The following is a 23,861-nucleotide window of genomic DNA, read 5'->3' on the forward strand; positions in this document are numbered from 1 at the left end:
ATGGCGACAGTGAATCCCTGGAAGCGCTTCATCGGGCTGCTGCCCGGCGGCGAGCGGGCGGTGGGGCGGGTGATCAGCATCGACCCCGCGACCGGGACCAGCTACTTGGAGCTACGCAACGGCGTGCAGATCCTCGCGCGCGGCAGCTCGGTGGCGGTGAACAGCAATGCCTTCATCGTGGATGGGCTGATCATCGCCGAGGCGCCGGGGCTGCCCCAGTTTGACGTTGAAGTGTGACCGTTGGTCTCCATGCTGTTCTTCCGTCAACCTTGACCTGCGTGTTTCCTAATACCCTGAGAATCGCCGTCATCCAGCCGAGGCGATGTTATGAAAGCAACCCCTTACGCAGTCCTGCTTGTCCTTCTGCTTAACAACGTGGTGACCGTAGGTACGGAGGTCTCGCTACGTTTTACAGTGAAGCCGCCGCCCGCTGCGGCGAGTCCACAAGAACCCGCCTTTCGAATCATCAGCCAGTAGTGGCTGATGCCATCAAGCCCGCCGAGTGCGGGCTTTTTTATGCCCGGAGGAAACATGCTGATCACCGAGCAGCAGCTGCTGCAGATACTCCCCAACGCCGGTCGCAACGCCGGCGTTTTTGTTCCACACATCAACGCTGCCGCCGAGCGCTGGCAGATCAACACTGCGAAACGGCTCGCCGCGTTCCTCGCCCAGGTCGGCCACGAGTCGGGCCAGCTGCGGCACGTCAAAGAGATCTGGGGCCCGACGGCGGCGCAGGATCGCTACGACGTGCGGCCGGACCTCGGCAACACCCCGATGCGTGACGGCGATGGCCGCCTTTACATGGGGCGCGGCCTCCTACAGATCACCGGCAAGGCCAATTACATCAAGTGCAGCGCGGCGCTGTTCGGCGATCAGCGCCTGGTCGCGGAGCCCCAGCTGCTGGAGGAGCCCGAGCACGCGGCGCAGTCGGCCGCCTGGTTCTGGTGGGTACGCGAGCTGAACGGCCTGGCTGACCGTGGCCAGTTCACCGAGATAACCCGTCGCATTAATGGCGGGCAGAACGGTGCTCAGGAACGACTGCAGATTTGGGTGCGGGCGAAGGCGGTGCTGTCATGATGGCTATCGTTCCCCTGCGCCTGCTACTGGCCGGCTCGGCACTCCTGGCCGCTGGCGCCCTCGGCGCCTGGCTGGCGGCTGGTCACTACCGGCCTCAGTTGGACGAGGCTCAGGACCTGGCCGCCCGGTGCCTTATCGCCCGGGACTCTCTGGAGAGCTCTGTCGGCGAGCAGAACGCGCGCGTGGCCCAGCTGCGCGCCGAGGCAGAACAGCGGCAGCAGGCCGCTGCCCAGGCACAGCAGCAGGCGCGCCAGGAAGCAGCGGGCGATTACGCGGCCGCCCAGCGGCTGCAGCAGGATCGGATCGGGGGCGACCAGTGTGCCGCGGCCATGACAGTGATAGACCAGGAGCTGGGGCTATGAGGCTGGGAATCGTGGTGGCGGGAGTGATCGCGCTGGCGGGATGCGCTGGCCGACAGGAAGCTGAGCCGCGCCTGGTGCGCGTAGAGGTGCCGGTGGCGGTGCCATGCCGGGTGGAGGAGGTAGCCGTACCGCCCTGGGCTGCGTCAACGCTGCGAGCGGGAGACTCGCTGGAGGTGAAGGTGCGGGCGCTGCTCGCCGAGCGACGGCAGCGGATCGGCTACGAGCGGGAGTTGTTGGCTGCACTCGATAGCTGTCGATAGATGCTACGCGCATCCGTTAGCTCAGGATTCTCAGAGTCTTGGAAGGTTATGCCGCTGCTACTGAGACCATCCAAGAAACTCCTTCGAATCCGTGGCTCCAGCCTGGCTTGCAATGCTGCCTCGTTAAGTTCCTTTACTAGAAATTAAAGCTTCGCGCGCTTGGACTCGTCATCCAGCACTACACTGGCGATCGCCTGAACAGCCATTGCCAATCCCGCCAAGAAGGCTTCAGGTTCACTTCCGTTGTTCAGTCCTTCGAGATGGTCGCCATTCATTTTCGTAATTCCTAGAGTTTGAAGGGGGAGCCAGATTTTTTAGGAGGTTCATAAGTAAAGAGATCATCTATCAGCTACGCTGGTGGTGTTTCTCCTGAAACTCCGTGAATACAGGAGCTCAACGTCGCTGGAAGCACCGGCGTTTTTTGCCTTACTCTGGCTCCCAGGGAAGTAGTGCCGTCGCGGACGAATTACAAGCGAAAGCGTGATATGTTTTGCTTCAACGCCTCGCTAGTACGAGCGAGATTTTCACTTTCCTGTCGCGCATTTTGAAATGCGTTAGCTGATCGCTCAGTGCTGTCTCGTACGGAAACCATGCCTCGGCTGATCTGTTCAGCTACCACGCTTTGCTGCTCCGAAGCAGTGGCGATTTGCTGGTTCATGCCATTGATGCGTTCAATCATCGCAACAATCCGCGCTACAGCCTCACCAGCTTCTGACACCCCTGATACCGACTGTTCACTAGAGCTTTGGCAACGCTGCATATGAGATGCGGTCTCGTCTGCGATTTTCTGAAGGCTGGCGATAAGCCCCTCGATTTCAGTAGTAGCCTCCTGAGTGCGCCTCGCGAGGCTACGTACCTCGTCTGCTACAACGGCAAAGCCGCGGCCGGCTTCGCCAGCTCGTGCGGCCTCGATAGCTGCGTTTAATGCCAGTAAGTTGGTCTGATCGGCTACCGATTTAATAACGTCGAGTACGCTTCCTATGTTGCTGCTTTCAGTCTTTAGACGTCCCATTGCTTCGCTGGAACTATTGATCACGGTGGCCAGCTCACTAATCAGGCTTACTGCATGACCAGCTTTGCTCTGGCTTTCTAAGGCAGCCTCATCAGCCTCACTGGCTGCTTGTGCCGCAGATTCTGCACTCCGTGCAACGTCCTGCACCGTCGCAGCCATTTCATGTACTGCGGTAACGATCTGCTCCACTTCACGCTGTGTATTAGCAACGCTAGTAGCGCTGTTCATGCTAGTTGCCCGTAGCTCTTGGCTGGAGTGCGCAACGGTGTGCGAGGAGTTACCTATCTCAGTAGTGATTTGACGCAGGTTCTGCTGCATCGACTCTAGGGCAGCGAGTACGCTGTTTTCTGCACTGCTCGCAGCGTGCTCAATCTTGCGAAGATCTCCTTCAGCCACTCGTTGGGCGATTCGATTGAGATCGCTGGGCTCGGCGCCGAGCGCTTTGAGGAGATAGCGGCTGATCATATGGCCGAGAATGGTGGCCAGTACAAAACTAAACGCGGCGATCAATAATAGGATATTGCGCTGACGATGGAACTGGGATTCGCTCTCCACCACCCTCTGATTCGCCACCTCCAAGGTGTGCTTCAGATACTTGTCAATCGTGCCCGTCAACTCCTCTAGCAAAGGGGTACATTGCTCGCGAACCATGCGCATGGCTTCTGCATCTTCACCTTTGAATAGGAGCTCGGCGATGGTATGAGCTACAGGGCTGTAACGCCCTTCAACCTGTTCGATGCGTGTGAGCATCTCACGTCCGGTAGGCGATACATCGCCGTGTGAGAGCATCGCCTCCCGCAACCGTGCGAGGCTGTCTACAACGTCCTTCTCGTGCTGAGCAATAGAGCCACGCTGTAGCTCTCGTGTGCTGGGATCGCCATTCAGAGCGAGGTTACGCAGAGCGATTGCCCTGCTTTTCACTGTATCGCTGACTTGACTCGCTAACCGTGCGCGCGCCTCGACTCCATTGATGTAGTCGGAGAATTCGCGAGCGGCTTTAGCAAGGTTGTATAGAGACGCGCCGGCAATCACTAGCAACAGCACTAGAAGGCAGGAGTAGCTGGCATAAAGGAGGGCGCGAGTGGAGATTCGACTGTTAACGGATTTCATATGGGCACCTGCCGGTTACAGCGTGGTACACAGGGATGATTCAGGCGCGTTGAGGACCAAGATTTTCTCTGTCCGTCGGTCTTCCTTGAACATCCTTCCAGGTCAGTCTTGAAAGGCCGCCTGCAACTGGCAAGCTTAGCCCCCGACCTACTTATCTATTGATAAAAATGTACCAAATGTTCTCAGCTTAAGGGGCCCGGGCTGAAACTGCTCGGGAGCCTAGATAACCTCGCAATTGTTTAACCATTTAGCGCGAGCAGTTGCGTCGAGATACCACAAATCTCGCATGCCATGGAACAAGCCTCTCCGGCCAGCTCTGGAGTGAGGGCCACGGTACCTCATTGGCACCTATCCCGCTGTCCGCCGGTGCGCTCCTCATTAAGCGCCGTCGGGCGTATGGGGTCATTGCAGTCCGGTGCGTGCCAATGCAGCTCCAGTAGCCAACACAAAGTCCAATAAGCCTTCGATTGCGGGCGCCGCTTTAGCGTCTACATAGAAATGCTCCGGGGTGCTCAGACTCGCATGTGGCGAGTTCGCTGGTGGCAGCCCTACGCGCTGACGAACCGCTGCCTCATCGAGCACTGAGCCGTCGTCGAAGCGAATCTTCTCGATCACAAACGCCTGATTTAGGAAATAGTTTTTGATGGTAATGCGCTGGTTGGTATTCAGCTCCAAAACCAGATCGCCACGTTCCTCTCCAGTGATCCGGGTGTAAACGGGGCTTTCATCGCCTCGAATATGCAGGGTGTCGATATTGCCTGGTGTGGTGTCGTAGTCCTGGATTTCGGTGAGGCTGATCTCGGCGTGGCGCCAGTCAGAGTCGACTAGGTAGTAATCGCCGCCCGGTCCGCCATACAGGCGGTCGCTACGGTGCGGGCTGATGGTAAACGACGGACTCTCACTATTGCCGGCGTTGAGCACATCGCTATAGTGGCTTCCGATAAGCAGATCGTGTCCCCAGTGCGACGAGATGTAAGTGGCCTGATCTCCCGCAGACAAATGATCCGGCTTCTCGCCGCCGCTCAAACGAATGCGCCCTTCTGTATAGCTCGGTGGTTCGTCGGCATGAGGCATAGGTGCCGGATCGAAATGGAATGCGCGTAGCATGTCCTTATCGGTCAGCACTTTGCCATTAAAACGAAAGCGCTCGATGCGAAAAGCCGGATCGAGAAAAAAGTTATGAAAGACAGCCACATCTTCATCACCGCCATACCCTCGTATATGTAAATCATCTCCATGGCGTTCGATGCCCGCGATATTTTCCGCAGACTCACCGAAGTCAAAAGTATCGATGTTGCCCGGTGTGGGATCGAAATCGAGGATTTCCTGAGTGCCGCCGGCGTACTGGCCCATGTAGTAATCGTTACCCAGACCGCCGTAAAGACGGTTGGCCCCCTCGCCCGGGTAGAGCGAGTCGGACCCAGGACTATCGATCAGAATGTCGTCACCAGCGCCACCAACGAGGCGGCTGGGTTGGAACGGAGCCACCAGAAAGTCATCATCCGGTGTGCCTTGCACGAGCAAGCGAGAGGGAGCGGTCATGATAGGGGCCTCATGTGTGGATAGAAGGCACGCCACTACAAGAAGGCCAGCCGGGACTGTTGAGCATAGGACAGCCATGAAGTGAACCGATTGTTGAATCCTCACCATGAAGGGGGAGTAGGGGGTGCTGGTACAGGGCCGTGGCCACTGCAGGTCTCGCAGTCGTCCACCAAGGCGAAATTCTCGTTGCAATCGAGGCATCGCATCCAGGCCGCCCAGTGCAGGCGCTCCAGCAGGAGGTCGGCGCGGGTCTGGTTGCCGGCGGCAATCGCCTCCCGGGCCAGGTCGCGCACCAGGCGGTAGTGGTCCGGATCGACGATCCTGGGAGTGCGACGGCCGAGCTGCAGGTGGCCCACCAGGTGGAAGCGATACGCGACGCCGCTCTCGCTGTCGGTCCAGGTGAGCCGGTCAATCGCCCCGCGATCGATGATTCGATCCTCCATCATCCGTAGCTGCCCGGTGGCGTCATGCCCAGCCCGCAGGGCGTCGATTTGCGGGTGCTGCTTCGCACTGAGGTTGCGCCGTTCCATCACCCCGACCACTGCGCCATTCCCTTCCTCGATTGCGTGGTAGACCCCAAGGGTGTGAACCCTGTCGGCGGCTACACGCTCCCGCGCATGCGCGGCGACGGCGAGCACCAGGTCCCGCATCTCAAAATACTCCATCTCATCCACTAGCCCCTTCTCCAGAGCCTCCCTGGCGAGGCTGAGTTGGCCCTTCGCCCAGAGATCGGTCATCCCGTAGATGTGTGGGTGGTAGTCCAGGGCGGACCTGAACCGGTCGCGGGCGGTGGGAACGCGGAACATGGATGGCTCATACAAGCTGTATGTACATACAGTATTTATCGGTCGGGGCGCTCTGCCAACTCCAGCAGACGAGCTGTCAGGCGAGGCGCTCGATCAGGTGCTCGCCCTGGTTGCGCACGTTGCCCACGGCGCGGTCTACCCGATACCACTCGAACGCGTCTGGCCCTTCGCCGGCGCCCAGCAGCTCCTCGGCGCGCTCGCGCGGCGTGGCCGGGTCCAGCCATTCCCGGGCGAGGTCAGGGGAGAACGCGACCGGCCGGCGGTCGTGCACATCGACCATGCCGCCCAGGGCGTCGGCGGTGATGATGACGAAGCCGTCGTCGTCCCGCGGCTCGTCGTGCACCTGGCCGATTGAGGCGCAGAGGGTAGGGGTGCCGTCCTTCCGCCTGATGAAGTAGGGCTGTTTCCGCTTCTCACCCTCATCGACCCACTCGAACCACCCTGACACAGGGCAGAGCATGCGGTGTGGCCAGATGGCCCGGAAGAAGGGACCGCTCGCCACCTTCTCGGCGCGGGCGTTGATCGGCGCCGCGCGATCCTGGGCCCAGTGCGGCCTCCATCCCCAGCGAACCGGCGCCACGCGCGCATCGTCCTCGAGCGGCAGCACGACCTGCACTTGAGTGGTGGGCGCGACGTTGTAGCGCGGCTCAAGCGGCGCGCCTGGCGGGAGGGTGTGGATGTTCAGCAGGTGGTAGATCTCGGCCCAGCTCATGTACTGGGCGACGCGTCCGCACATGGCGATCCCCTCGAAATGGTGCTGGAAGGGTAGACCGGCCGCTGGCCTGAACGTGCTGATGCTCTGCCGGTCTACCGGAAACCACGCTGAGCGGAGGGCAATATGAACGAGACCAGCAACGAGCGGCACCAGCGGCTGGCGATGGCGGCCGCAGCTGCCTGGAAGGAGGTGGCGGACCTGGTGGCGAAGAACCCAGACATGCGTCGAGTTGAAAACGTCGACCTACTATTCAGGCTTCAGTCAGCGGCGGAGCAGGCCGGATGGGCCTATTGGGAAAATGTCGAGGAGGAAGATGCGATGGCAGCCAAAGATGAGCTGGCTTGAGCTAGAAGAAGGGCTCCGTTAGGAGCCCTTCGGTTGGTTGACGTTAACGACGCGGCCAGCGACGGCAATGCCGGCACACGTGTTCCGGACGCCCGTTACGGATGCGAACATATTCGCAAACCGGTACCGGGCGGTGAATCGGACAGGAATGGGACATTTCCCAACCCTCCATTAAGCGAGCGGCAGTTGTTACTTACCTGTCCGTGTGCTAACGTCTTCGTGCCAACGTTGACTTGATAGCAGGGTGGGCAGGCAAGGCGAGAGGTCGCCAACCCTTCACACATCTCACAAGTCTTCAGATCATGGGGAGGATTCCTCCCCTTGGTCTTCTTCAAACAGATCGTCAATCACGACATCCTTAGTCGCGTATACACCTTTCCTCCCCTCCAGGCTCTTCACCAGATTCTTTTTGGCCATTCGATACAGTCGGCTGTTGAGCTTCGACCGCTCATGGATTTCGCCTGTCTTCCGGTACAGCGTGATGATCAGCTGGTCGAGGGTCATCACTCCGCCAGCCTCATCGATGTAGCGGGCAATTTCGAAATCGAAGAAATCAGACTTAGTAACGCTCAGCTCTTGTAGCAGCGCTTCGGGGAGGTCTTTGAGGTCGTCAGGAATGAGATTTAGACGGAAGCTGGGCTTCGAGCCCTGGGGGAGAGAAGATCAATTACCTGTTCGATTTTGGCGGCGCGCTCAAGGGCTCCAGCCGCACGAGCAGGGTGTTGGGCATGCTTAGCGGCTACCGAAGTTTGGTAGGCCTGCATTTCCTTGAGGAAAGAGATAGCTTCTGGTATATTCAATTACGCGTATTTCCTATTGCTTCGCCGCATTGGAATTGCATCAGACGGGTTGTCCTTACTATTAGGCGTAAAAGATCCCATCTACATGAGAGCCCGGTCCCACCCGGGCTTTTTTGTGTCTGGAGAAAGTATAGCCAGGATTTTAAGCGCAACGCAAGAGCAGATGACGACTTGCGAGCGAGTAGAGCGAAACTGGCGAGTGAGATGTATCGCGCAACGTTGCACGATACACGTGGCGCGCTACGAAACGAGTGAAAATGAAATGTAGCGGAGCGTGACTGTCACGCGTTTAAACGTAGTTGGCGCTGAGCGGAAACAGAGAGTATTGGCCGGGGTGACGCTGTAGAGAGCTAGAAAGGAAGGGTTGAGGTGTGGGTGAGGTGCCTTCAACAATCAGTTGACTTTCATGGTTCGAAAATGAATTGCACACAAAAAAAGCCCGGCTACTGCCGGGCTTTTTTTGTACCACTTTCTGTACCACGGGTGGGGTCCGTGGGGGATTCTAGCGGTGATTAAGGCCCGTAAAACCGTTACCTAACCCCCTGAAATCCCCGGAAAAACTACTTTTGGTAAGCCGCAACCGCTTTAGTGATCTCGGCGCGGGCAGCTTCGGCGTTGCCCCAGCCTTCGACCTTGACCCACTTGCCCTTCTCGAGATCCTTGTAGTTCTCGAAGAAGTGCTTGATCTGTTCCAGCAGCAGGGCCGGCAGGTCGGTGTATTCCTTGATGTCCACGTACAGTTGGGACAGCTTGTCGTGGGGGACGGCGATCAGCTTGGCGTCGCCGCCGGCTTCGTCGGTCATGTGCAGGACGCCGACCGGACGGGCGCGGATCACGGCGCCGGGGGCGACGGGATACGGGGTCACGACCAGCACGTCCAGCGGGTCGCCGTCGTCAGCCAGGGTGTTGGGGATGTAGCCGTAGTTGGCCGGGTAGAACATCGGGGTGGCCATGAAGCGGTCGACGAACAGGCAGTCGCTGTCCTTGTCGATTTCGTATTTGATCGGCGCATGGTTGGCCGGGATTTCGATCGCGACGTAGATGTCGTTCGGCAGGTCTTTGCCAGCCGGGATCTTGCTGTAGCTCATGGTCGACTCCCTGGAATGGGCCAAAAAAAGTGGGCGGATTATATGCACATTCATTGGGCGGCGCCACGCCGTCGTGCTCATCCGTTGGTCGTGTCCCGATACTCCGGGTGTTCGGCGATCAGGCGGGCCAGGCGCGCGCCCGGGTCCTGCCGGTAGAAGGCCGCGAGCTGCGTGTAGACGGCGGGATAGGCGGCCTGCAGCAGGTCGGGGGCGCTGAAGAAGTACTCGCTGGTGACGGCGAAGAACTCGGCCGGGTCTTCCGCCGCGTAGGGGTCGATGGGCAGTTCGGCGTCCTCGTCTTCGTCGAGGGCCGCGTTCATCTGGTCGTAGGCGGCCTGCATGGCCTCGGCCCAGTCCGACTGGCGCATGTCGCGGTGCAGGGGCGGCAGGCCGTTGGCGTCGCCGTTGAGCATGTCCAGCTTGTGGGCCAGCTCGTGGATCACCAGGTTGTAGCCCTCCCAGCCGCCGCTGGCCTGCACGCCGGGCCAGGCCAGCACCACCGGGCCGCGATGCCAGGCCTCGCCGCTGTGCTCGGCGTCCCACTCATGGACGACGCCGGCGTTGTCGCGGTGGCGCTGGGGGCTGAGGAAGTCGTCGGGGTAGATCACCAGCTCGTGGAAGCCCTGGTACCAGCCCAGCTCCGCCAGGTGCAGCAGCGGCAGCTGGGCCTGGGCGGCGAGGACGAGGCGGTCGCGGGGCTCGAGTTGCACGCCGCCCAGCAGGGTCAGGTGCTTGTCGTGGAGGAACAGCACGCTGCGCTCGCGCAGGCGCCGGTCTTCTTCGGCCGTGATGCCGTCGAGGATCGGCAGCGCCTGGCGGACTTCGGCCCAGAGCGCGTCGTCGACCGGGTTGCGCGCCAGGGTGCGGCGCCGGCGCCAGTTGCGCAGGGACCACATGGGCTCAGCTCGGGCGCTCGGCGTTGTCGCGGGCGGCGGCCGGGCGCAGATGGCGGTGCAGCACGCTGATGAACATGGGCAGCAGCGACAGCAGGATGATGGCGACCACGCCCACCGACAGGTTCTGCTTGATGAAGGGCACGTTGCCGAAGAAGTAGCCGAGGGTCACCAGGCCGCCGACCCAGAGCACGGTGCCGAAGGCACTGAAGGCGAAGAAGCGTGCGTAGGGCATGCGGCCGACGCCGGCGACGAAGGGCGCGAAGGTGCGCACGATGGGCAGGAAGCGCGCCAGGGTCACGGTCTTGCCGCCATGGCGGTCGTAGAACTCGTGGGTGCGCTGCAGGTAGTCGCGGCGGAAGATCTTCGAGTTCGGCTTGTTGAAGAGCCGCTCGCCGGTGGTCCGCCCGATCAGGTAGTTGGTGCTGTCGCCGAGGATCGCCGCGAGCATCAGCAGGGCGCCCAGCAGGACCGGGTCCATGGCGCCGTTGGCGCACACCGCGCCGGCGATGAACAGCAGGGAGTCGCCGGGCAGGAAGGGCATGACCACCAGGCCCGTCTCACAGAAGATGACCAGGAAGAGGATGGCGTAGATCCAGGTTCCGTAGTTGCTGACCAACAGGTTCAGGTATTCGTCGAGGTGGAGGATCAGGTCGATCAGATTGAAATCCATGGGGCGCCTTGTCGGTTCTGCGGCGGCGGCTCGGAGGCCGGGCGAGCGGCATTATAGGGGCAAGCCAGGTGGGCGCGGCGAGCATCCGTCGTCGGCTTTTCCGGCACAAAGGCTGCAACTGTTTCCATTGTTTTCCGATGGAGGCGCGCGCCGTGGCATTGCAACTGCTGGAACATCCCGCCATCAGCCTGGCCCAGGGCCATGGGCTGGACCTGCCCGGGCAGGCCGCCCGCGCACGGGCCACCTGGGTCGCCGGTCGTCAGGGGCGCTCGCCGCTGCTGCTGGTGATCCTGCTCTGGGCACGGCGCTGCCCCGATGTGGTGCGCACGCTCGAGCATCACCTCGATGCGCTGTTCGCCGACTACGCCTGCACGCCCGACGGCTGGAGCGAGACCCAGGCCGCGCGGCAGGTGCTGGCGGCACTCAACCTGCAGCTGTTCAAGCGCCGGAGTGCGGGCGAGGCGGCCCCCGAGCTGAGTGCCGGCCTGTTGTTGCTGCAGGATGGCCAGGCACACTTTCTCCAGGCCGGCGCCATCGGCCTGCTGCGCCTGCACAGGGACGGCCTGCACGGCCTGGTGGGGCGCGAAGGCGTGCTCGGTGCCCAGGCGGAGCTGGCGGTGGTGCAGCACAGCCTGTCGCTGGTCGCCCACGAGCCGTTGCTGCTGGCGCCCCAGCCGCTGCTGGAAGTGGCCGACCTGCAGCGCCTGCGCGAAGGCTGCATGACCCTGGTTCCCGGTGGCCTCGGTGCCCTGCTGGAGCCCCTGCTCGGCGCCCCGGGGGCTGCGGCGCTGCTACTGCCCGGCGCCGCAGATTGCCTGCCGCCCCCTGCGCCCGGGGGCAGTTGGCCGAAGGTCGGGCACGCCGAGCCGGGTGGCGAGGTGGATGGCTGGACGCTCCAGGCCGCCTGTCCCTTCGGCCCGCCGGGGCGGCTGTTCCAGGCGCTCGACGAGGAGGGCCGGGAGGCGCTTCTCTGGCTGGCCGAACGCGACGCCGACGAGGCCTTCTGGCAACGCGAGTGGGTGCTGCGGCGCAGCCCGGTGGCGAGCCTGCCCCAGGTGATCTCGCCCCATCGCCCACGGCGCCATGCGTTCCTGCTGTTCGCCCCGTTGCCGCGCGGCATGCGCAGCCTCGCCGACTGGATGGCGGCCCACGGGCCCCTGGATGGCGAGAGCCTGATGGCCCTGCTCGGGCAACTGATCGAGGCGGTGCGTGCCCTGCAGCGGCGGGGCATGCAAGGGTTGTGGCTGAGCCCCCGGCAGATCCTGGTCAGCGACGCGGGACGCCTGCTGTTGTTGCCCGAGTACGCGGCCATCCTCCCCGGTGTCGCGCGCCAGGCGGCGCCGGCCCAGGCCGTGCCCCTGGCACCCGAGCTGCGCCACGGGCGTGCGGTGGATGGCACGGCGGACCAGTTCGCCCTCGCCGCGCTGTGCTACTGGCTGCTCAGCGGGCAGTGGCCCGAGGTGGCGCGCCCCGAAGGCGGGCAGGCGAGCCGCTACGTGCCGCTGGCGAGTTTCAACGCGCAGTTGCCGACGGGCTGGGATGGTGTGCTGGCACGGGCGCTGGCGCCCCAGGCGCGGGCCCGTTTCGAGGCGTTGTCGGAGTTCCAGATGGCCCTGGAGCGGCCCCTGCAGCTGGCGCGTGCGCGGCCCGTCGAAGGGGCCTGGCCACGGCACCGGCGCCTGGCCCTGGCCGGGCTGCTGGCGGTGCCGCTGGTCATCGGCCTGTGGCTGGGCCTGGGCGCCTGACCGGCGCCCCGGGCGGGTGGATCAGTCTTCGTGGATCGGCAGGATGTAGTTGACGAACTCGCTGTCCTCGCGGAAGCCGATGGACTCGTAGACCTTCTTCGCCACTTCGTTGCCCGCGCTGGTGGAGACGCGCATGCGCACGGCGTTGGTTTCCTTGGCCATCTTCTTCGCGGTCTGCAGCAGGCGGTCGGCTACCAGCTGGCGACGGGCGTCCTCGGCGACATAGATGTCGTTGAGGATCCACACGCGCTTCAGCGACAGGGAGGAGAAGCTCGGGTAGAGCTGGCAGAAGCCCAGGATCTTGGTGTCGTCATCGTCGGCCAGGGCCAGGTAGATGATCGATTCCTTGCGGCTCAGGCGCTTCTCGAGGAACTTGCGCGAGGAGTCGGGGAAGGGCAGTTCGCCGTAGAACTCGCGGTATTTGACGAACAGCGGGTTCAGCAGGTCCAGGTGCTCCAGGGTGGCTTGGACGATGCGCATGGGTAGGCCTCGGCGTTGGTGGTTGGGGCTGGTAGGAATGCAGGTGCTATGCCAGCACCCGGTCGATGCTGCCTGAAAAATCCTGGAAAGCGCAATCCAAGCGAGCGTTTGAATCACACCGCGTCATGGGTTGAGCAAAAGCGCGGCCGGGCCGGTCCAAGCCAGCATCGTCGATGCCCAAGGGAGAGGACAGGTGCCCAACTGCTCGCTGGAACAGGCCGTGGATGAAGTGCTGCGCCGGATCGAGGGCCCCATCCGCCTCGGCATCCCCCTGGGGCTGGGCAAGCCCAACCGCTTCGTCAACGCGCTCTACCAGCGCGTCAAGACGCTGCCGGAGCGCCAGCTGACCATCTACACCGCGCTGTCCCTGGCCAAGCCGCAACCGGCCAGCGAACTGGAGCAGCGTTTCTCCGGCCCCTTCCTGCGTCGCCTCTATGGCGACTACATCGAGCTCGACTACCTCAGCGACCTGCGCTGCGGCGAGCTGCCGGCGCACATCCGCGTCGAGGAGTTCTACCTGCAGCCGGCCAGCCAGCTGGACAATCCCCAGGCCCAGCAGAGCTACGTCAGCCTCAACTACAGCCAGGTGGCCCGTGACCTGGACCGCAAGGGCCTGAACCTGGTGGCGCAGATGGTCGCCGCGCGGCCGCAGAGCCCCGGGCGCTTCAGCCTGAGCTGCAACCCCGACATCACCCTCGACCTGCTGCCGCGCCTGCGCCGTCGTCGCGCGGCGGGCGAGACCATCCTCGCCATCGCCCAGGTGCACGAGGCGCTTCCCTATATGCCGGGCGACGCCGAGCTCGACGCCGGCGAGTTCGACCTGGTGCTGGAGGCACCCGAGCGCAGCACCCTGTTTTCCACCCCCAACCTGCCGGTGAGCCTGCAGGACCACGCCATCGGCCTGCACGCCAGCGCCCTGGTGCGCGACGGCGGCACGCTGCAGGTGGGCATCGGCGCCATGGCCGACGGCCTGGCCGCCGCGCTGGTGGCGCGCCAGGGCGACAACGCCGGTTACCGCGCCGTGCTCGATGCCCTCGAAGTCCCGCAGCGCTGGGGCGGCCTGGTGGAGCGCGAAGGCGGCCTGGCGCCGTTCGCCCAGGGGCTCTACGCCAACAGCGAGATGTTCCTGCTGGGCCTGCTGGTGCTGTTGGAGGCCGGGGTGCTGCGCCGCCCCGTGTACCCCGATGTGCGCCTGCAGCGCCTGGCCAACGCCGGCGCACTGGACCCCCAGGGCACGCCGACCGACCTCGACGCGTTGTTCGATGAACTGCCGCGCGTGCTAGACGCCGATGGCCTCGCCTGGCTGCAGCGCCACGGCCTGCTCGATGAGGGCGTGCGCCTGGACGGCGACCACCTGCTGCTGGCCGATGGTCGCCGGCTCAGCGCCACGCTCGACGACGCCGCCACCCGCGCCGCCCTGGTCGAGCAGCTCGGCCAGGCGCGGGGCGGTGTGCTGATCCACGGCGGTTTCTTCCTCGGCCCCGAGGCCTTCTACCAGCGCCTGCGCGAGCTGGGCGAAGGGCCGCTGTCACGCATCGCAATGACCGCCATCAGCTACGTCAACCGCCTGCATGGCGACGAGGAGCTCAAGCGCCTGCAACGTCGCGATGCGCGCTTCGTCAACAGTTGCTTCACCATCACCCTGCTGGGCGCCAGCGCTGCCGACCAGCTGGAGGATGGCCGCGTGCTCAGTGGCGTCGGCGGGCAGTACGACTTCGTCGCCCAGGCCCACGAGCTGGAAGGCGCACGCTCGATCCTGATGCTGCGCAGCTGGCGCGAGTCCGGCGGCGAGGCCAGCTCCAACATCGTCTGGGAGTACGGCCACGCCACGATTCCACGGCACCTGCGCGACCTGGTGGTGACCGAGTACGGCATCGCCGACCTGCGCGGCAAGAACGACGCCGAGGTGATCGAAGCGCTGCTGCGCATCGCCGATTCGCGCTTTCAGGACGGCCTGATCGCCGAGGCGCAGAAGGCCGGCAAGTTGCCCGCCGATTTCGTCCTCGACCCCCGCTACCGGCAGAACACGCCCTGGCGCCTGCTTGCGCTGCAGGCCGAGCATCCAAGGTTGTTCGCCGAATACCCGCTGGGCTGTGATTTCACCCCTGAGGAACAGGACCTGTTGCGGGCCCTGCGCTGGTTGAAGAGCAAGCTCAAGCTCAGCGAAATCCTCGAACTGGGCATGGCCACCCTGTTCGACCTGCCGGAGCCTGCGGACTACACCCGCCACTTGCAGCGCATGGACCTGCACGCGCCCAGCGGCCTGCGCGAGCAGCTCTACCAGAAGCTGGTGCTGGCCGGGCTCAAGGCCACGGCGCCGAACTGAGCCCTGCCTCAACCCTCCAGGCGCGCGCCCACGCCGAACAGCCAGACGCCCACCAGGGCGTCGCCCTGCTGCTCCAGGCGCAGCGGCGCGGTGCCGCCGGGCATGCGCACGCGCACCTCGCCGGCCGCCACCAGCCCGGCCTTCCAGGCGGCGCAGGCCACCGCGCAGGCGCTGCTGCCGGAAGACTCGGTCGCCCCTTCGCCGCGCTCGAACACCCGGGCCTCGATGGCGCCATCCGCCGCACGCGCCGCCCATTGCAGGTTGACCCCGGCGGGGCAGGGATCGCCTGCGCCGAGGGGCGCGGCATAGGCGATGCGCTCCAGCGCCGCGTGGGTGTCGGCGGCGCGTAGCCAGGGCATGGCCGGCAGCGCGGCGGGCTCGTCCAGCAGGGTCACGCAGTGGGGATTGCCGATGCGCACGAACTGGCTGCGGCACCACCCGGCGTTCACCTGCGCCAGGGCGTCGACGCGGTTCAGGGGGCGGCCGTGTAAATCGGCGGCGGCCAGGTGTTCGCCACCGGCCCCCGCTGCCTCGGGACCGAATCCCGGTGCGCCCATCTGCAACCAGAATCCCGGGCGCCCGTCGCGCTCGGCGGGCTCGATCGACGTGACCACCGGCGAGCCGCCGCCGGGCTTGTCGTGGTGCACATGGAGGACAAAGGCCTGGCCCGGCGCGACGTGGCCGTCGTCGAGCAGGGCCTGGGCGAAGAGGGTCATGCCGTTGCCGCTGCGTTCGGTCAGGCTGCCGTCGGTGTTGACGATGAGCAGGTCCCAGGGCGAGGCGTTGCCGAAGGGGCCGACCAGCAGCCCGTCCGAGCGATGGCCCTTGGCGCCTTCCGGACGCATGCCGTCGGGCCAGCCGCACAGGGCCTCGATGGCCGTGGCGCTCCATTTCTCGCGGGCCTGCGCCGCGTCGGCGGCTTCCTGCGGGATGGCGATGCCCAGGCGGCGCAGCGCATCGGGCGTGGTGACGACATAGCGGTTGCCGCGTGCATCGTAGAGGCGGGACATGAAGGTTCTCGGCGCGATTCGGTGCTGCGACTCTACCGGGACTGCCCGCTCCGCCGCCAAGTGATTCGCAAGGCCATCCCGGGGTTCAGTCTGACGTCGATGCGCCCTGCGGCCTGCGGCAATCCACCACAAGGACCGGCTTTCTCGTCGAGAATTTTCGGTGCTAGAGTCGCCGCCCATGAAAATCACCCGCCACGACCGCTCGTTGATCGCCTGGATGCTGTACGCCTGCGTCCTGTTCAACCTGCTCGCCTGCGGGATTCATCACGGCCAGGCGATGGGCCTCGAACTCAGCGGCCTCGGCGGTGCCTTCTGCTCGGCCACCGGCAGCGACGGTCCATCCATCGACGGTGACCAGCCCGGCTCGCCCGCGCAGTTCTCCAGCGCCGGCTTCAACTGCCCGATGGGCAACGCCGTCACCCTCGGCATCCTGTTCTTCCTCGGCCTGTTCTGGCTCCAGCGCCGCCGCAGCGCCCCGCGCCCGGCACGGGAAAGCCGGCCGCGCACGCCGCCCCGCCATTGCTGGCCCTCGGCCAACCCCCGCGCCTCTCCCTGCATCTGAATTCACACGCCTGAGCCTGCGGCCGTCCTGGTGACGCCGCCGACCCGACTTGCCCGTCGCGCCGACCGCGACGTGGCCACCGATTTCAGATCATGGAATGAACACGATGCACCTGCCTGCCAACCGCACCACCCGTTTCGCCTTCCAGCCCGATGCCGCCCGCCTGCGCTGGCGCCACGCCTTCGCCCTGGCCGCCGGCCTCGCCTTCGCCGCGGGCGCCGTCGCCCACGAACACGAGCACGAGCCGCCCGTGGCACCCGTCGTGCCCGCCTCCGACGTGATCGAGGTCAGCGCCACCGTCATCACCGCCGTGCAGCAGAGCTCGCCGCTGACCATCGTCACCGACCCGAAACAGGCCCGCCAGCCGGTGCCCGCCAGCGACGGCACCGACTACCTGAAGACCATTCCCGGCTTCGCCGCCATCCGCAACGGCGGCACCAACGGCGACCCGGTGCTGCGCGGGATGTTCGGCTCGCGCCTCAACCTGCGCACCAACGGCGGCCTGATGCTCGGCGCCTGCCCGGGGCGGATGGACGCGCCGAGCTCCTACATCTCCCCCGAGACCTTCGACAAGCTCACCGTGATCAAGGGCCCGCAGACCGTGCTCTGGGGCCCCGGCGCCTCCGCCGGCACCGTGCTCTTCGAGCGCGAGCCGGAGCGCTTCGGCGAACTCGGCAGCCGCCTCCATGCCAGCCTGCTGGCCGGCTCCGATGGCCGCTTCGACCGCGTGCTGGATGGCGCCGTGGGCAACGAGACCGGCTACCTGCGCGCCACCGGTAACCACTCCCAGTCCGACGACTACGAGGATGGCAATGGCGACACCGTGCCCTCGCGCTGGGACAAGTGGAATGGCGATGTGGCCATCGGCTGGACCCCGGACGCCGACACCCTCGTCGAGCTCTCCGCCGGCCGTGGCAACGGAGAGTCCCGCTACGCCGGGCGCGGCATGGACGGCAGCCAGTTCCTGCGGGAAAGCCTCGGCCTGCGCTTCGAGCGCAGCAACCTGGGCGGTGTGCTCGACAAGCTGGAGGCGCAGGTCTACTACAACTACGCCGACCACGTGATGGACAACTTCCGCCTGCGCAACCCCGACCCCACCAGCTCGATGCCCATGCCGATGGCCTCGCAGGTGGACCGCCGCACCCTCGGCGCGCGCCTGGCCGCCACCTTCAAATGGACCGACGTGGAACTGGTGGCCGGCCTCGACGCCATGCGCAGCGAACACCGCAAGCGCGCCTCGCGCTACTCGATGATGACCGGCACCTTCACCGACGCCGACCAGTTCCCCCGTACCCGTGACGCGCTGATGCACAGCTACGGCGCCTTCGGCGAGCTGACCTGGTACGTGGAAGAGGGCGACCGCCTGGTGGCCGGGGCGCGCCTCGATCGTTCCGACGCCAAGGACTACCGCCGCACCCTGGGCATGATGGGCATGGCCAACCCGACCTTCGGCGAGACCCGCGCCGACACCCTGCCCAGCGGCTTCGCGCGTTACGAGCACGACCTGGACAGCGCCACCACCGTCTATGCCGGCCTCGGCCACGTGCAGCGCTTCCCCGACTACTGGGAGCTGTACTCGCCCAACCAGGGCCCGACCGGATCGCGCAATGCCTTCGATGGCGTGAAGCCGGAGAAGACCACCCAGCTCGACTTCGGCGTGCAGTACAGCGAGGGCGACCTGGAGGCCTGGGCGTCCGGCTACGTCGGCCAGGTGCGCGACTACATCCTCTTCACCTACACCCCGGGGATGATGGGCGACACCTCGCGGGCCGAGAACATCGACGCGCGCATCATGGGCGGCGAACTGGGCGCGGCCTACCGCCTGGATGGCAACTGGAAGACCGACGCCACCCTGGCCTACGCCTGGGGCAAGAACAGCTCCGACGGCCGCGCGCTGCCGCAGATGCCGCCGCTGGAGGCGCGCCTGGGCCTGACCTACGAGCGTGATGACTGGAGTGCCGGCGCCCTGTGGCGCGTGGCCGCCGCGCAGAACCGCGTGGCCGAAGGCCAGGGCAACGTGGTGGGGCAGGACTTCGGCAAGAGCGGCGGCTTCGCGGTCTTCTCCCTCAACGGTGCCTACCGCCTGAGCCGCGACATCAAGCTCAGCGCCGGGGTCGACAACCTCTTCGACAAGGCCTATGCCGAGCACCTCAACCTCGCGGGCGACGCCGGCTTCGGCTTCCCCGCCGAGCCCGAGGCGATCAAGGAGCCCGGCCGAACCCTGTGGACCAAGGTGGACTTCAGCTTCTGATAGGCTGAGCGCCCCCGCGCCCGGCGCGGGGGCCTTCCTTCCACGGGAAATCAGCCATGCCGCGCGCCCTGCTCTGGACCACCCTCGTTGCCGTCCTGCTCTACCTGGCGCTTTGCGCCGCGCTCTTCGTGTTCCAGCGGGCGTTGCTCTACTTCCCCCAGCCCCGTGCCGTGCAGGCGCCGGAAAGCACCCTGGAGCTGCCGGTGGCCGAGGGGCGCCTGGTGGTCACCGTGCGCCCGCGCCCGGGTGCCGACGCGCTGCTGTATTTCGGCGGCAACGCCGAGGACGTGTCGATGAATCTGGAGCAACTGGCCGGGGCTTTCCCCGACCACGCGCTCTACCTGATGCACTACCCCGGTTACGGCGGCAGTTCCGGCGAGCCCGGCGAGGCGCTGATCCTGGATGACGCGCAGCGGCTGTTCGACCATATCCACGCCGAGCATCCGCGCGTGGCGGTGGTGGGGCGCAGCCTGGGTTCCGGGGTCGCCGTGCAGCTGGCCAGCCAGCGGCCGGTGAGCCGGCTGGTGCTGATCACGCCCTACGACAGCATCGAGAACGTCGCCGCCGGGCGCTTCCCCTGGGCACCGGTGCGCTGGCTGCTGAAGGATCGCTACCGCTCGGCGGATGTCGCCGGCGCGCTGCGGGTGCCGACGCTGCTGATGCTGGCTGGCGACGACCAGGTGATCCCGCGTGATAGCAGCGAGCGCCTGGCGGCGGCCTTCGCCCCTGGCATGGCGCGGCTGGAGGTGTTGGCCGGCGCGGGCCACAACGACATCTCCCTGCACCCGCGCTACCTGGCGTTGCTGGGCGAGGCCCTGCGCTGAGGCTCAGGCGTAGATGCTGATGCCGCCCTTGGCCTGCAGCCAGTCGCGGTAGGTCTCCAGCGAGCTGGTCTGCTTGTCGCCATTCACGCCGACGAAGGAGAAGGCGCCTTCGAGGCCCTTGTCGAGCAGCTTCTGCACCTGGGTCAGCATCTTGGCGGCGTCGTCGCGGTCCATGGTCGAGACGTCCGGCAACTGCATCTGCGCGCCGTTGCCGCCGTTGAGGCCGGCCCGGGTCGCCGCGCTGGCGTTGCTCAGCACGTTGCTGGTGTTGCCGGCCATGGCGTTCATCAACCCGCCGCGCCCCTGGGCCACCAGGTTGGCGGCGAACTGGCGCAGTTCGGCGATGGGGTCGGCGGGCTTCTGCGGTGTCTTGTCCTCGGTGCCGGACGTGGAGCCGCTGGTGCCGGCGGTCGACGGCTTGGTGGCACTGGCGAGGTAGGTGGCCAGCGGCGAGCTGTTGGAGATGATGGTCATGGCCTTTCCCTGGATGCAGAGGATGCGCGGCTTAGGTGCAGGGATCGGGCCATAAACGCAGAAGCCCCGTTGCAGAGGGCTTCCAGCCCGGCGTCCCGATGTGGGCACGGCGCCGCCTTGCCGTCGTGGGGCAAGGCCTTGCCGCCGGTTGGCCAGGGGCCAGCAACTGACGCCGCGGTGGCAAAGCCCTTATCATCGCGCCCCGTTATTCGCTTTCCCCGGACCATTCGGATGTTCTCTGCCGTCAAGCGCTACAAGTCGCTGCTCTCCGGAGCGCTGGCGCGTTATTTCCCCCGTACCACCGCCTACCTGCGCGAAGAGCGCGAGGCCGCGCAGGCCATGGCCGCCCAGGCGCAGAAGAAGCCTCGTGGGCGCAGCCGCAAGGGCGCCACCAGCACCCCCAAGGGCCGTGCGAGCGGCAAGAAGTCCGCGCCAAAGGAGCCGGGCGGGGCCGTCGCGGCAACCGCGCAAGCGCCCGACAACGGCATCTATGGCGGCATCCTGCGGCAGAGCGCCGGCGCGGCCGAGGCCATGCGCGAGAAGGTCACCGAGGCGGTGGCCGCCGGCGTGGTTGCCGCGCCCTCGGACGAGCAGTGGGCGATGATCCTCGGCCGCGCGCCGGTCACCCGCATCTTCGCCGGTGCCGGCTCCGGCAAGTCCACCACCCTGGTGCTGCGCGTGGTGTTCATGCTCTGCCACCTGGGCATCGAGCCTGGCAGGCTCACCGTCATCTCCTTCACCAACGCCTCCTGCGCGCAGTTGCGCGACCAGTTGCAGCGGGTGCTCGGCTTCTGGGATTTCCCCCTCGACGCCGCCCAGGCACGCCAATGCGTGCGCACCTTCCACTCGGCCATGGGGGTACTGGCCAAGGCCGCCCTGGGCAACCCCGCCTGGTTCGAACAGCTGGACGACCGCGACCCCAGTGCCGAACCGGACAACCCCCTGGCCGCCGGCCGCCTGCGCCCGGCCCAGCAACGCCTGCTGGAGGAGGCCTACCAGGACTGCTACGCCGCCGATGCCTCCTTCCGCCAGCGGGTGCATCGCCTGCTCGGGCTGCCGGAGCCCGTGGAAGAGGAGGGCAGCACCATCGGCACGGCGCCCCGCGACCCGCTGCGCCTGGCCGGCGAACTGACCGCGCTGCCGCTGCCCGAGGCCTTCCATGGCCAGGCCGGGTTCATCGAAAGCATCGGCCTGCGCCTCGAGGCGCTGCAGCCGGAAAAGCTCAACTGCCCGCCCCAGGAGCGGCTCTTCATCGAGGCCCTGCAACCCTTCTGGGCGCGCTTCCAGGCGCTGCTGCGCGAGCGTGGCCTGATGACTTTCAACGACGCCTTCGCCGAACTCACTCGCCGCCTGGAGGCCGGCAGCGTCGATGCCGCGCTGCTGGAGCCGCTGACGCACCTGCTGATCGACGAGTTCCAGGACATCTCCCCGCAGATCGTCCAGTGGCTGCAGGCCGTGCACCGCCAGCTGGCGCGCTCGCGCCGGGCACCGAGCCTGATGGCCATCGGCGACGACTGGCAGTCCATCTACGGCTGGCGTGGCAGCTCCCCGGAACTGTTCATGGACTTCGATCGACACTTCCCCGGCAAGGGCAAGGCGAAGAAGAGCAAGGTGCTGCTGCTGGAAACCAACTACCGCTCCATCGATGCGGTGGTGCGCGATGGCGAGGCGGTGCTCGGCGGCGTCGCCTTCAAGCAGGAGAAGACCAGTCGTGCGGTGAAGCTCGCCCAGCCGGACGATGGCGTGCGCCTGGTGCAGGGTTTCGAGCTGGCCGCCGGCCTGGCGGACCTGATCGCCGACATCCAGGCCCAGTGCCGGCATGTCGAGGAGCGGGGCAGCGGCGAGCGCACCGCCGTGCTCCTGCTCGGCCGGCGCAACGAGGTGCTGCGCAGCATCCAGGCGCAGCTCGACCCGGCGCTGCCGGTGAAGGCCTACAGCATCCACCGCGCCAAGGGCCTGCAGGCGGAGGTGGCGGTGATCGTCGACGACTGCCTGCCCACCGAGGCGCACCCGCTGCGCAATGCCCTCTATGCGCGCTGCGGTTTCTTCCGCAACAGCTACGACCAGGCCATGCGCGACGAGAGCCTGCGCTTGGCCTACGTCGCCATCACCCGTGGCGTCAGTCGCGTCATCTGGTACTGCCGCAAGGCCCAGGGCGCCACTGCCGTGCTGGCCGGGCGCGGCCGCTGAACCGCTGAACCTGTAGGAGCGAGCTCTGCTCGCGAAGCGCCTGGGTGTGGGGCTTTTGTAGGGGCGACTTCAGTCGCCAAGCGGTGCGCAGCGCCGCCTCTCTTGCGGGCGCGAATTCATTCGCGATCGGAGTCCCGGACTGAAGTCCGGGCTACGGGCTCGCGAAGTGCTTGGCGGCGGGGTCAGTCAACACCCCATTGGTGGATGAAAAGAGCGTCATCCACCCTACACAACGGTCATGCTCGTGCACGGGCATGGCGCCCTCGTGGGAGCGAATTCATTCGCGATCGGAGCTCCCCGGACTGTCGTTGAAAATCTTGTCACACCGGTACAACCACGCCTCTTGCGGTACGCCGGGGGAGGCTTGCTATCGTGGGCGGCCGGCCATCCGCGGCCACCTCTGGAGCCCCCGTGAACTTCGACTGGAACGACATCCCCCTGCTGCTGGCGCTGGCCCGCCACGGCAGCATGAGTGCGGCCGGGCGGTCCCTCGGTATCGACCCTTCCACCATGAGCCGGCGCCTGGCGGCAGCGGAGCAGAGCCTGCAGACCCGGCTGTTCATCCGCGACACCACGCGCTACCACGCCACCGAGGCGGGGCAGGTGTTCCTGGCCTATGCCGAGCGGGTGCTGGGGGATGTGCAGAGCATGCTGCTGGATACCCGCAGCGAGGCCAGCGAAGTGGGCGGTGCGGTGCGCCTGACCTCCATCGACTTCCTGTTCAGCCACTGGCTGGTAGAGCACATGCCGGCCCTGGCCAGCACCTACCCGGAGCTGCAGTTGCAGCTGCTGGTGGCCAACCAGTCGCTGTCCTTCACCCGCCGCGAGGCGGATTTCGCCCTGCGCCTGGCGCGCCCCCAGGACGATGCCGCGCTGGTGATGCGCAAGGTCGGGGACCTGGGCTTCGCCGTGTACGGCGCCGAGTGCCATGTGGGCCTGACCCGCGAGCAATGGTGCGAGCAGCCCTGGCTGGCTTATGGCGAGGAGCTGGACGGCATGCCGGAGATGAAGTGGCTGGGCAACCTTTCGCCATCGTTGCGCTGCCCGCTGCGGGTGAGCAGCGTCAGCACCCTGGTGCAGGCCTGCGCCACCGGCATGGGGCTGGCGCTGCTGCCCTGCCTGCTGGGCGAGCGCCATGGCTTGCGTCGCCTGGGGGTGGGGCCCGAGTTGCATCGCGAGGTGTGGTTGCTGAGCCATCGTGATGCCGGGCGCATCGGCCGCTACCAGGCGGTGTCGCGCTGGCTGACGGAATGCTTCGAGCGGGATGCGGCGCGCTTGCGGGGCGATGCCATTTCCCCGGGCTGAAGCCCGGGCTA

The 23,861-nt window shown here is 65.8% G+C and carries 24 protein-coding genes; 12 read left to right on the forward strand and 12 right to left on the reverse strand.

Annotated features, from left to right (window positions below):
- The 4 genes from PHLH3_RS04145 to PHLH3_RS30260 all read left to right on the forward strand — a co-directional run bounded on the left by PHLH3_RS04145 (position 1) and on the right by PHLH3_RS30260 (position 1,699).
- Positions 1-237 carry a hypothetical protein gene (locus tag PHLH3_RS04145; RefSeq protein ID WP_213628314.1) on the forward strand — a complete coding sequence of 79 codons (237 nt, stop codon included), beginning with the start codon at positions 1-3 and terminating at the stop codon, positions 235-237.
- Positions 238-531: 294 nt separating this feature from the next.
- Positions 532-1,077, forward strand: a complete 546-nt coding sequence (locus PHLH3_RS04150; RefSeq protein ID WP_213628315.1) for a glycoside hydrolase family 19 protein — start codon at positions 532-534, stop codon at positions 1,075-1,077.
- Positions 1,074-1,439: a hypothetical protein gene (locus PHLH3_RS04155; protein ID WP_244862977.1), complete on the forward strand. Its 366-nt coding sequence runs from the start codon at positions 1,074-1,076 to the stop codon at positions 1,437-1,439. Before PHLH3_RS04150 ends, PHLH3_RS04155 begins: the two co-directional genes overlap by 4 nt.
- Positions 1,436-1,699, forward strand: a complete 264-nt coding sequence (locus tag PHLH3_RS30260; RefSeq protein WP_244862978.1) for a hypothetical protein — start codon at positions 1,436-1,438, stop codon at positions 1,697-1,699. The genes PHLH3_RS04155 and PHLH3_RS30260 overlap by 4 nt, the downstream gene beginning before the upstream one ends.
- 143 nt (positions 1,700-1,842) lie before the next feature.
- On the opposite strand, the gene PHLH3_RS30615 is transcribed toward PHLH3_RS30260, so the two are convergent.
- The 5 genes from PHLH3_RS30615 to PHLH3_RS04175 all read right to left on the reverse strand — a co-directional run bounded on the left by PHLH3_RS30615 (position 1,843) and on the right by PHLH3_RS04175 (position 6,905).
- Positions 1,843-1,974, reverse strand: a complete 132-nt coding sequence (locus PHLH3_RS30615; protein ID WP_280527451.1) for a hypothetical protein — start codon at positions 1,972-1,974, stop codon at positions 1,843-1,845.
- Between the two features lie 191 nt (positions 1,975-2,165).
- Positions 2,166-3,821 carry a methyl-accepting chemotaxis protein gene (locus PHLH3_RS04160; RefSeq protein WP_213628316.1) on the reverse strand — a complete coding sequence of 552 codons (1,656 nt, stop codon included), beginning with the start codon at positions 3,819-3,821 and terminating at the stop codon, positions 2,166-2,168.
- A 402-nt stretch (positions 3,822-4,223) separates the two neighbouring features.
- Positions 4,224-5,363 (reverse strand): calcium-binding protein, encoded by a 1,140-nt coding sequence (locus PHLH3_RS04165; RefSeq protein WP_213628317.1) that lies wholly within the window; start codon positions 5,361-5,363, stop codon positions 4,224-4,226.
- A 101-nt stretch (positions 5,364-5,464) separates the two neighbouring features.
- A complete protein-coding gene (locus tag PHLH3_RS04170) occupies positions 5,465-6,169 on the reverse strand; it encodes a hypothetical protein (protein ID WP_213628318.1) in 705 nt (234 codons plus the stop codon).
- A gap of 76 nt (positions 6,170-6,245) precedes the next feature.
- Positions 6,246-6,905: an SOS response-associated peptidase gene (locus PHLH3_RS04175; RefSeq protein WP_213628319.1), complete on the reverse strand. Its 660-nt coding sequence runs from the start codon at positions 6,903-6,905 to the stop codon at positions 6,246-6,248.
- Between the two features lie 102 nt (positions 6,906-7,007).
- On the opposite strand from PHLH3_RS04175, the gene PHLH3_RS04180 reads away from it, so the two are divergent.
- Positions 7,008-7,229, forward strand: coding sequence for a hypothetical protein (locus PHLH3_RS04180; protein ID WP_213628320.1), 222 nt, complete (start codon positions 7,008-7,010; stop codon positions 7,227-7,229).
- A gap of 300 nt (positions 7,230-7,529) precedes the next feature.
- Here the strand turns inward: PHLH3_RS04180 and PHLH3_RS04185 are convergent, their stop codons facing one another.
- The 4 genes from PHLH3_RS04185 to PHLH3_RS04200 all read right to left on the reverse strand — a co-directional run bounded on the left by PHLH3_RS04185 (position 7,530) and on the right by PHLH3_RS04200 (position 10,683).
- Positions 7,530-7,733 (reverse strand): hypothetical protein, encoded by a 204-nt coding sequence (locus tag PHLH3_RS04185; RefSeq protein WP_213628321.1) that lies wholly within the window; start codon positions 7,731-7,733, stop codon positions 7,530-7,532.
- A gap of 856 nt (positions 7,734-8,589) precedes the next feature.
- On the reverse strand, positions 8,590-9,117 hold the full coding sequence (gene ppa, locus PHLH3_RS04190; RefSeq protein WP_173180098.1) for an inorganic diphosphatase: 528 nt from the start codon (positions 9,115-9,117) through the stop codon (positions 8,590-8,592).
- Between the two features lie 77 nt (positions 9,118-9,194).
- Positions 9,195-10,013: a M90 family metallopeptidase gene (locus PHLH3_RS04195; RefSeq protein WP_213628322.1), complete on the reverse strand. Its 819-nt coding sequence runs from the start codon at positions 10,011-10,013 to the stop codon at positions 9,195-9,197.
- A 4-nt stretch (positions 10,014-10,017) separates the two neighbouring features.
- Positions 10,018-10,683 (reverse strand): DedA family protein, encoded by a 666-nt coding sequence (locus tag PHLH3_RS04200; RefSeq protein ID WP_173180102.1) that lies wholly within the window; start codon positions 10,681-10,683, stop codon positions 10,018-10,020.
- Positions 10,684-10,835: 152 nt separating this feature from the next.
- Here PHLH3_RS04200 and PHLH3_RS04205 point away from each other — a divergent pair, with 152 nt between their 5' ends.
- Positions 10,836-12,428, forward strand: a complete 1,593-nt coding sequence (locus tag PHLH3_RS04205) for a protein kinase (RefSeq protein WP_213628323.1) — start codon at positions 10,836-10,838, stop codon at positions 12,426-12,428.
- A 21-nt stretch (positions 12,429-12,449) separates the two neighbouring features.
- On the opposite strand, the gene PHLH3_RS04210 is transcribed toward PHLH3_RS04205, so the two are convergent.
- Positions 12,450-12,908 carry a GNAT family N-acetyltransferase gene (locus PHLH3_RS04210; protein WP_111260722.1) on the reverse strand — a complete coding sequence of 153 codons (459 nt, stop codon included), beginning with the start codon at positions 12,906-12,908 and terminating at the stop codon, positions 12,450-12,452.
- 193 nt (positions 12,909-13,101) lie between these two features.
- Here PHLH3_RS04210 and PHLH3_RS04215 point away from each other — a divergent pair, with 193 nt between their 5' ends.
- Complete coding sequence (locus PHLH3_RS04215) at positions 13,102-15,234, forward strand: acetyl-CoA hydrolase/transferase C-terminal domain-containing protein (protein WP_213628324.1); 2,133 nt, start codon at positions 13,102-13,104, stop codon at positions 15,232-15,234.
- An 8-nt stretch (positions 15,235-15,242) separates the two neighbouring features.
- On the opposite strand, the gene PHLH3_RS04220 is transcribed toward PHLH3_RS04215, so the two are convergent.
- On the reverse strand, positions 15,243-16,244 hold the full coding sequence (locus PHLH3_RS04220) for a diaminopimelate epimerase (protein ID WP_213628325.1): 1,002 nt from the start codon (positions 16,242-16,244) through the stop codon (positions 15,243-15,245).
- 178 nt (positions 16,245-16,422) lie between these two features.
- Here PHLH3_RS04220 and PHLH3_RS04225 point away from each other — a divergent pair, with 178 nt between their 5' ends.
- The 3 genes from PHLH3_RS04225 to PHLH3_RS04235 all read left to right on the forward strand — a co-directional run bounded on the left by PHLH3_RS04225 (position 16,423) and on the right by PHLH3_RS04235 (position 19,881).
- The gene (locus PHLH3_RS04225) at positions 16,423-16,806 is read left to right on the forward strand and encodes a DUF2946 domain-containing protein (RefSeq protein ID WP_213628326.1); all 384 of its coding nucleotides are present in this window, start codon (positions 16,423-16,425) and stop codon (positions 16,804-16,806) included.
- 106 nt (positions 16,807-16,912) lie between these two features.
- Positions 16,913-19,057: a TonB-dependent copper receptor gene (locus tag PHLH3_RS04230; RefSeq protein WP_213628327.1), complete on the forward strand. Its 2,145-nt coding sequence runs from the start codon at positions 16,913-16,915 to the stop codon at positions 19,055-19,057.
- Positions 19,058-19,113: 56 nt separating this feature from the next.
- The gene (locus PHLH3_RS04235; RefSeq protein WP_213628328.1) at positions 19,114-19,881 is read left to right on the forward strand and encodes an alpha/beta fold hydrolase; all 768 of its coding nucleotides are present in this window, start codon (positions 19,114-19,116) and stop codon (positions 19,879-19,881) included.
- 3 nt (positions 19,882-19,884) lie between these two features.
- On the opposite strand, the gene PHLH3_RS04240 is transcribed toward PHLH3_RS04235, so the two are convergent.
- The gene (locus PHLH3_RS04240; protein ID WP_213628329.1) at positions 19,885-20,355 is read right to left on the reverse strand and encodes a hypothetical protein; all 471 of its coding nucleotides are present in this window, start codon (positions 20,353-20,355) and stop codon (positions 19,885-19,887) included.
- A 231-nt stretch (positions 20,356-20,586) separates the two neighbouring features.
- On the opposite strand from PHLH3_RS04240, the gene PHLH3_RS04245 reads away from it, so the two are divergent.
- The gene (locus PHLH3_RS04245; protein WP_213628330.1) at positions 20,587-22,545 is read left to right on the forward strand and encodes a UvrD-helicase domain-containing protein; all 1,959 of its coding nucleotides are present in this window, start codon (positions 20,587-20,589) and stop codon (positions 22,543-22,545) included.
- A gap of 411 nt (positions 22,546-22,956) precedes the next feature.
- A complete protein-coding gene (locus tag PHLH3_RS04250) occupies positions 22,957-23,850 on the forward strand; it encodes a LysR family transcriptional regulator (protein ID WP_213628331.1) in 894 nt (297 codons plus the stop codon).
- The last annotated feature ends 11 nt before the right edge of the window (positions 23,851-23,861 follow it).

Source organism: Pseudomonas sp. Pc102, assembly GCF_018408275.1.
GTDB classification, from domain to species: Bacteria; Pseudomonadota; Gammaproteobacteria; order Pseudomonadales; family Pseudomonadaceae; genus Metapseudomonas; species Metapseudomonas tohonis.

Bases quoted from the DNA above. Each gene is read 5' to 3' on its own strand.
- PHLH3_RS04150 (WP_213628315.1), top strand. From the start codon at position 532: ATGCTGATCACCGAGCAGCAGCTGCTGCAGATACTCCCCAACGCCGGT.
- PHLH3_RS04160 (WP_213628316.1), bottom strand. From the start codon at position 3,821: ATGAAATCCGTTAACAGTCGAATCTCCACTCGCGCCCTCCTTTATGCC.
- PHLH3_RS04195 (WP_213628322.1), bottom strand. From the start codon at position 10,013: ATGTGGTCCCTGCGCAACTGGCGCCGGCGCCGCACCCTGGCGCGCAAC.
- PHLH3_RS04185 (WP_213628321.1), bottom strand. From the start codon at position 7,733: ATGACCCTCGACCAGCTGATCATCACGCTGTACCGGAAGACAGGCGAA.
- PHLH3_RS04230 (WP_213628327.1), top strand. From the start codon at position 16,913: ATGCACCTGCCTGCCAACCGCACCACCCGTTTCGCCTTCCAGCCCGAT.
- PHLH3_RS04225 (WP_213628326.1), top strand. From the start codon at position 16,423: ATGAAAATCACCCGCCACGACCGCTCGTTGATCGCCTGGATGCTGTAC.
- PHLH3_RS30615 (WP_280527451.1), bottom strand. From the start codon at position 1,974: ATGAATGGCGACCATCTCGAAGGACTGAACAACGGAAGTGAACCTGAA.
- PHLH3_RS04165 (WP_213628317.1), bottom strand. From the start codon at position 5,363: ATGACCGCTCCCTCTCGCTTGCTCGTGCAAGGCACACCGGATGATGAC.
- PHLH3_RS30260 (WP_244862978.1), top strand. From the start codon at position 1,436: ATGAGGCTGGGAATCGTGGTGGCGGGAGTGATCGCGCTGGCGGGATGC.
- PHLH3_RS04175 (WP_213628319.1), bottom strand. From the start codon at position 6,905: ATGTGCGGACGCGTCGCCCAGTACATGAGCTGGGCCGAGATCTACCAC.
- PHLH3_RS04245 (WP_213628330.1), top strand. From the start codon at position 20,587: ATGTTCTCTGCCGTCAAGCGCTACAAGTCGCTGCTCTCCGGAGCGCTG.
- PHLH3_RS04235 (WP_213628328.1), top strand. From the start codon at position 19,114: ATGCCGCGCGCCCTGCTCTGGACCACCCTCGTTGCCGTCCTGCTCTAC.
- PHLH3_RS04220 (WP_213628325.1), bottom strand. From the start codon at position 16,244: ATGTCCCGCCTCTACGATGCACGCGGCAACCGCTATGTCGTCACCACG.
- PHLH3_RS04155 (WP_244862977.1), top strand. From the start codon at position 1,074: ATGATGGCTATCGTTCCCCTGCGCCTGCTACTGGCCGGCTCGGCACTC.
- PHLH3_RS04145 (WP_213628314.1), top strand. From the start codon at position 1: ATGGCGACAGTGAATCCCTGGAAGCGCTTCATCGGGCTGCTGCCCGGC.
- PHLH3_RS04240 (WP_213628329.1), bottom strand. From the start codon at position 20,355: ATGACCATCATCTCCAACAGCTCGCCGCTGGCCACCTACCTCGCCAGT.
- PHLH3_RS04170 (WP_213628318.1), bottom strand. From the start codon at position 6,169: ATGTTCCGCGTTCCCACCGCCCGCGACCGGTTCAGGTCCGCCCTGGAC.
- ppa (WP_173180098.1), bottom strand. From the start codon at position 9,117: ATGAGCTACAGCAAGATCCCGGCTGGCAAAGACCTGCCGAACGACATC.
- PHLH3_RS04180 (WP_213628320.1), top strand. From the start codon at position 7,008: ATGAACGAGACCAGCAACGAGCGGCACCAGCGGCTGGCGATGGCGGCC.
- PHLH3_RS04210 (WP_111260722.1), bottom strand. From the start codon at position 12,908: ATGCGCATCGTCCAAGCCACCCTGGAGCACCTGGACCTGCTGAACCCG.
- PHLH3_RS04200 (WP_173180102.1), bottom strand. From the start codon at position 10,683: ATGGATTTCAATCTGATCGACCTGATCCTCCACCTCGACGAATACCTG.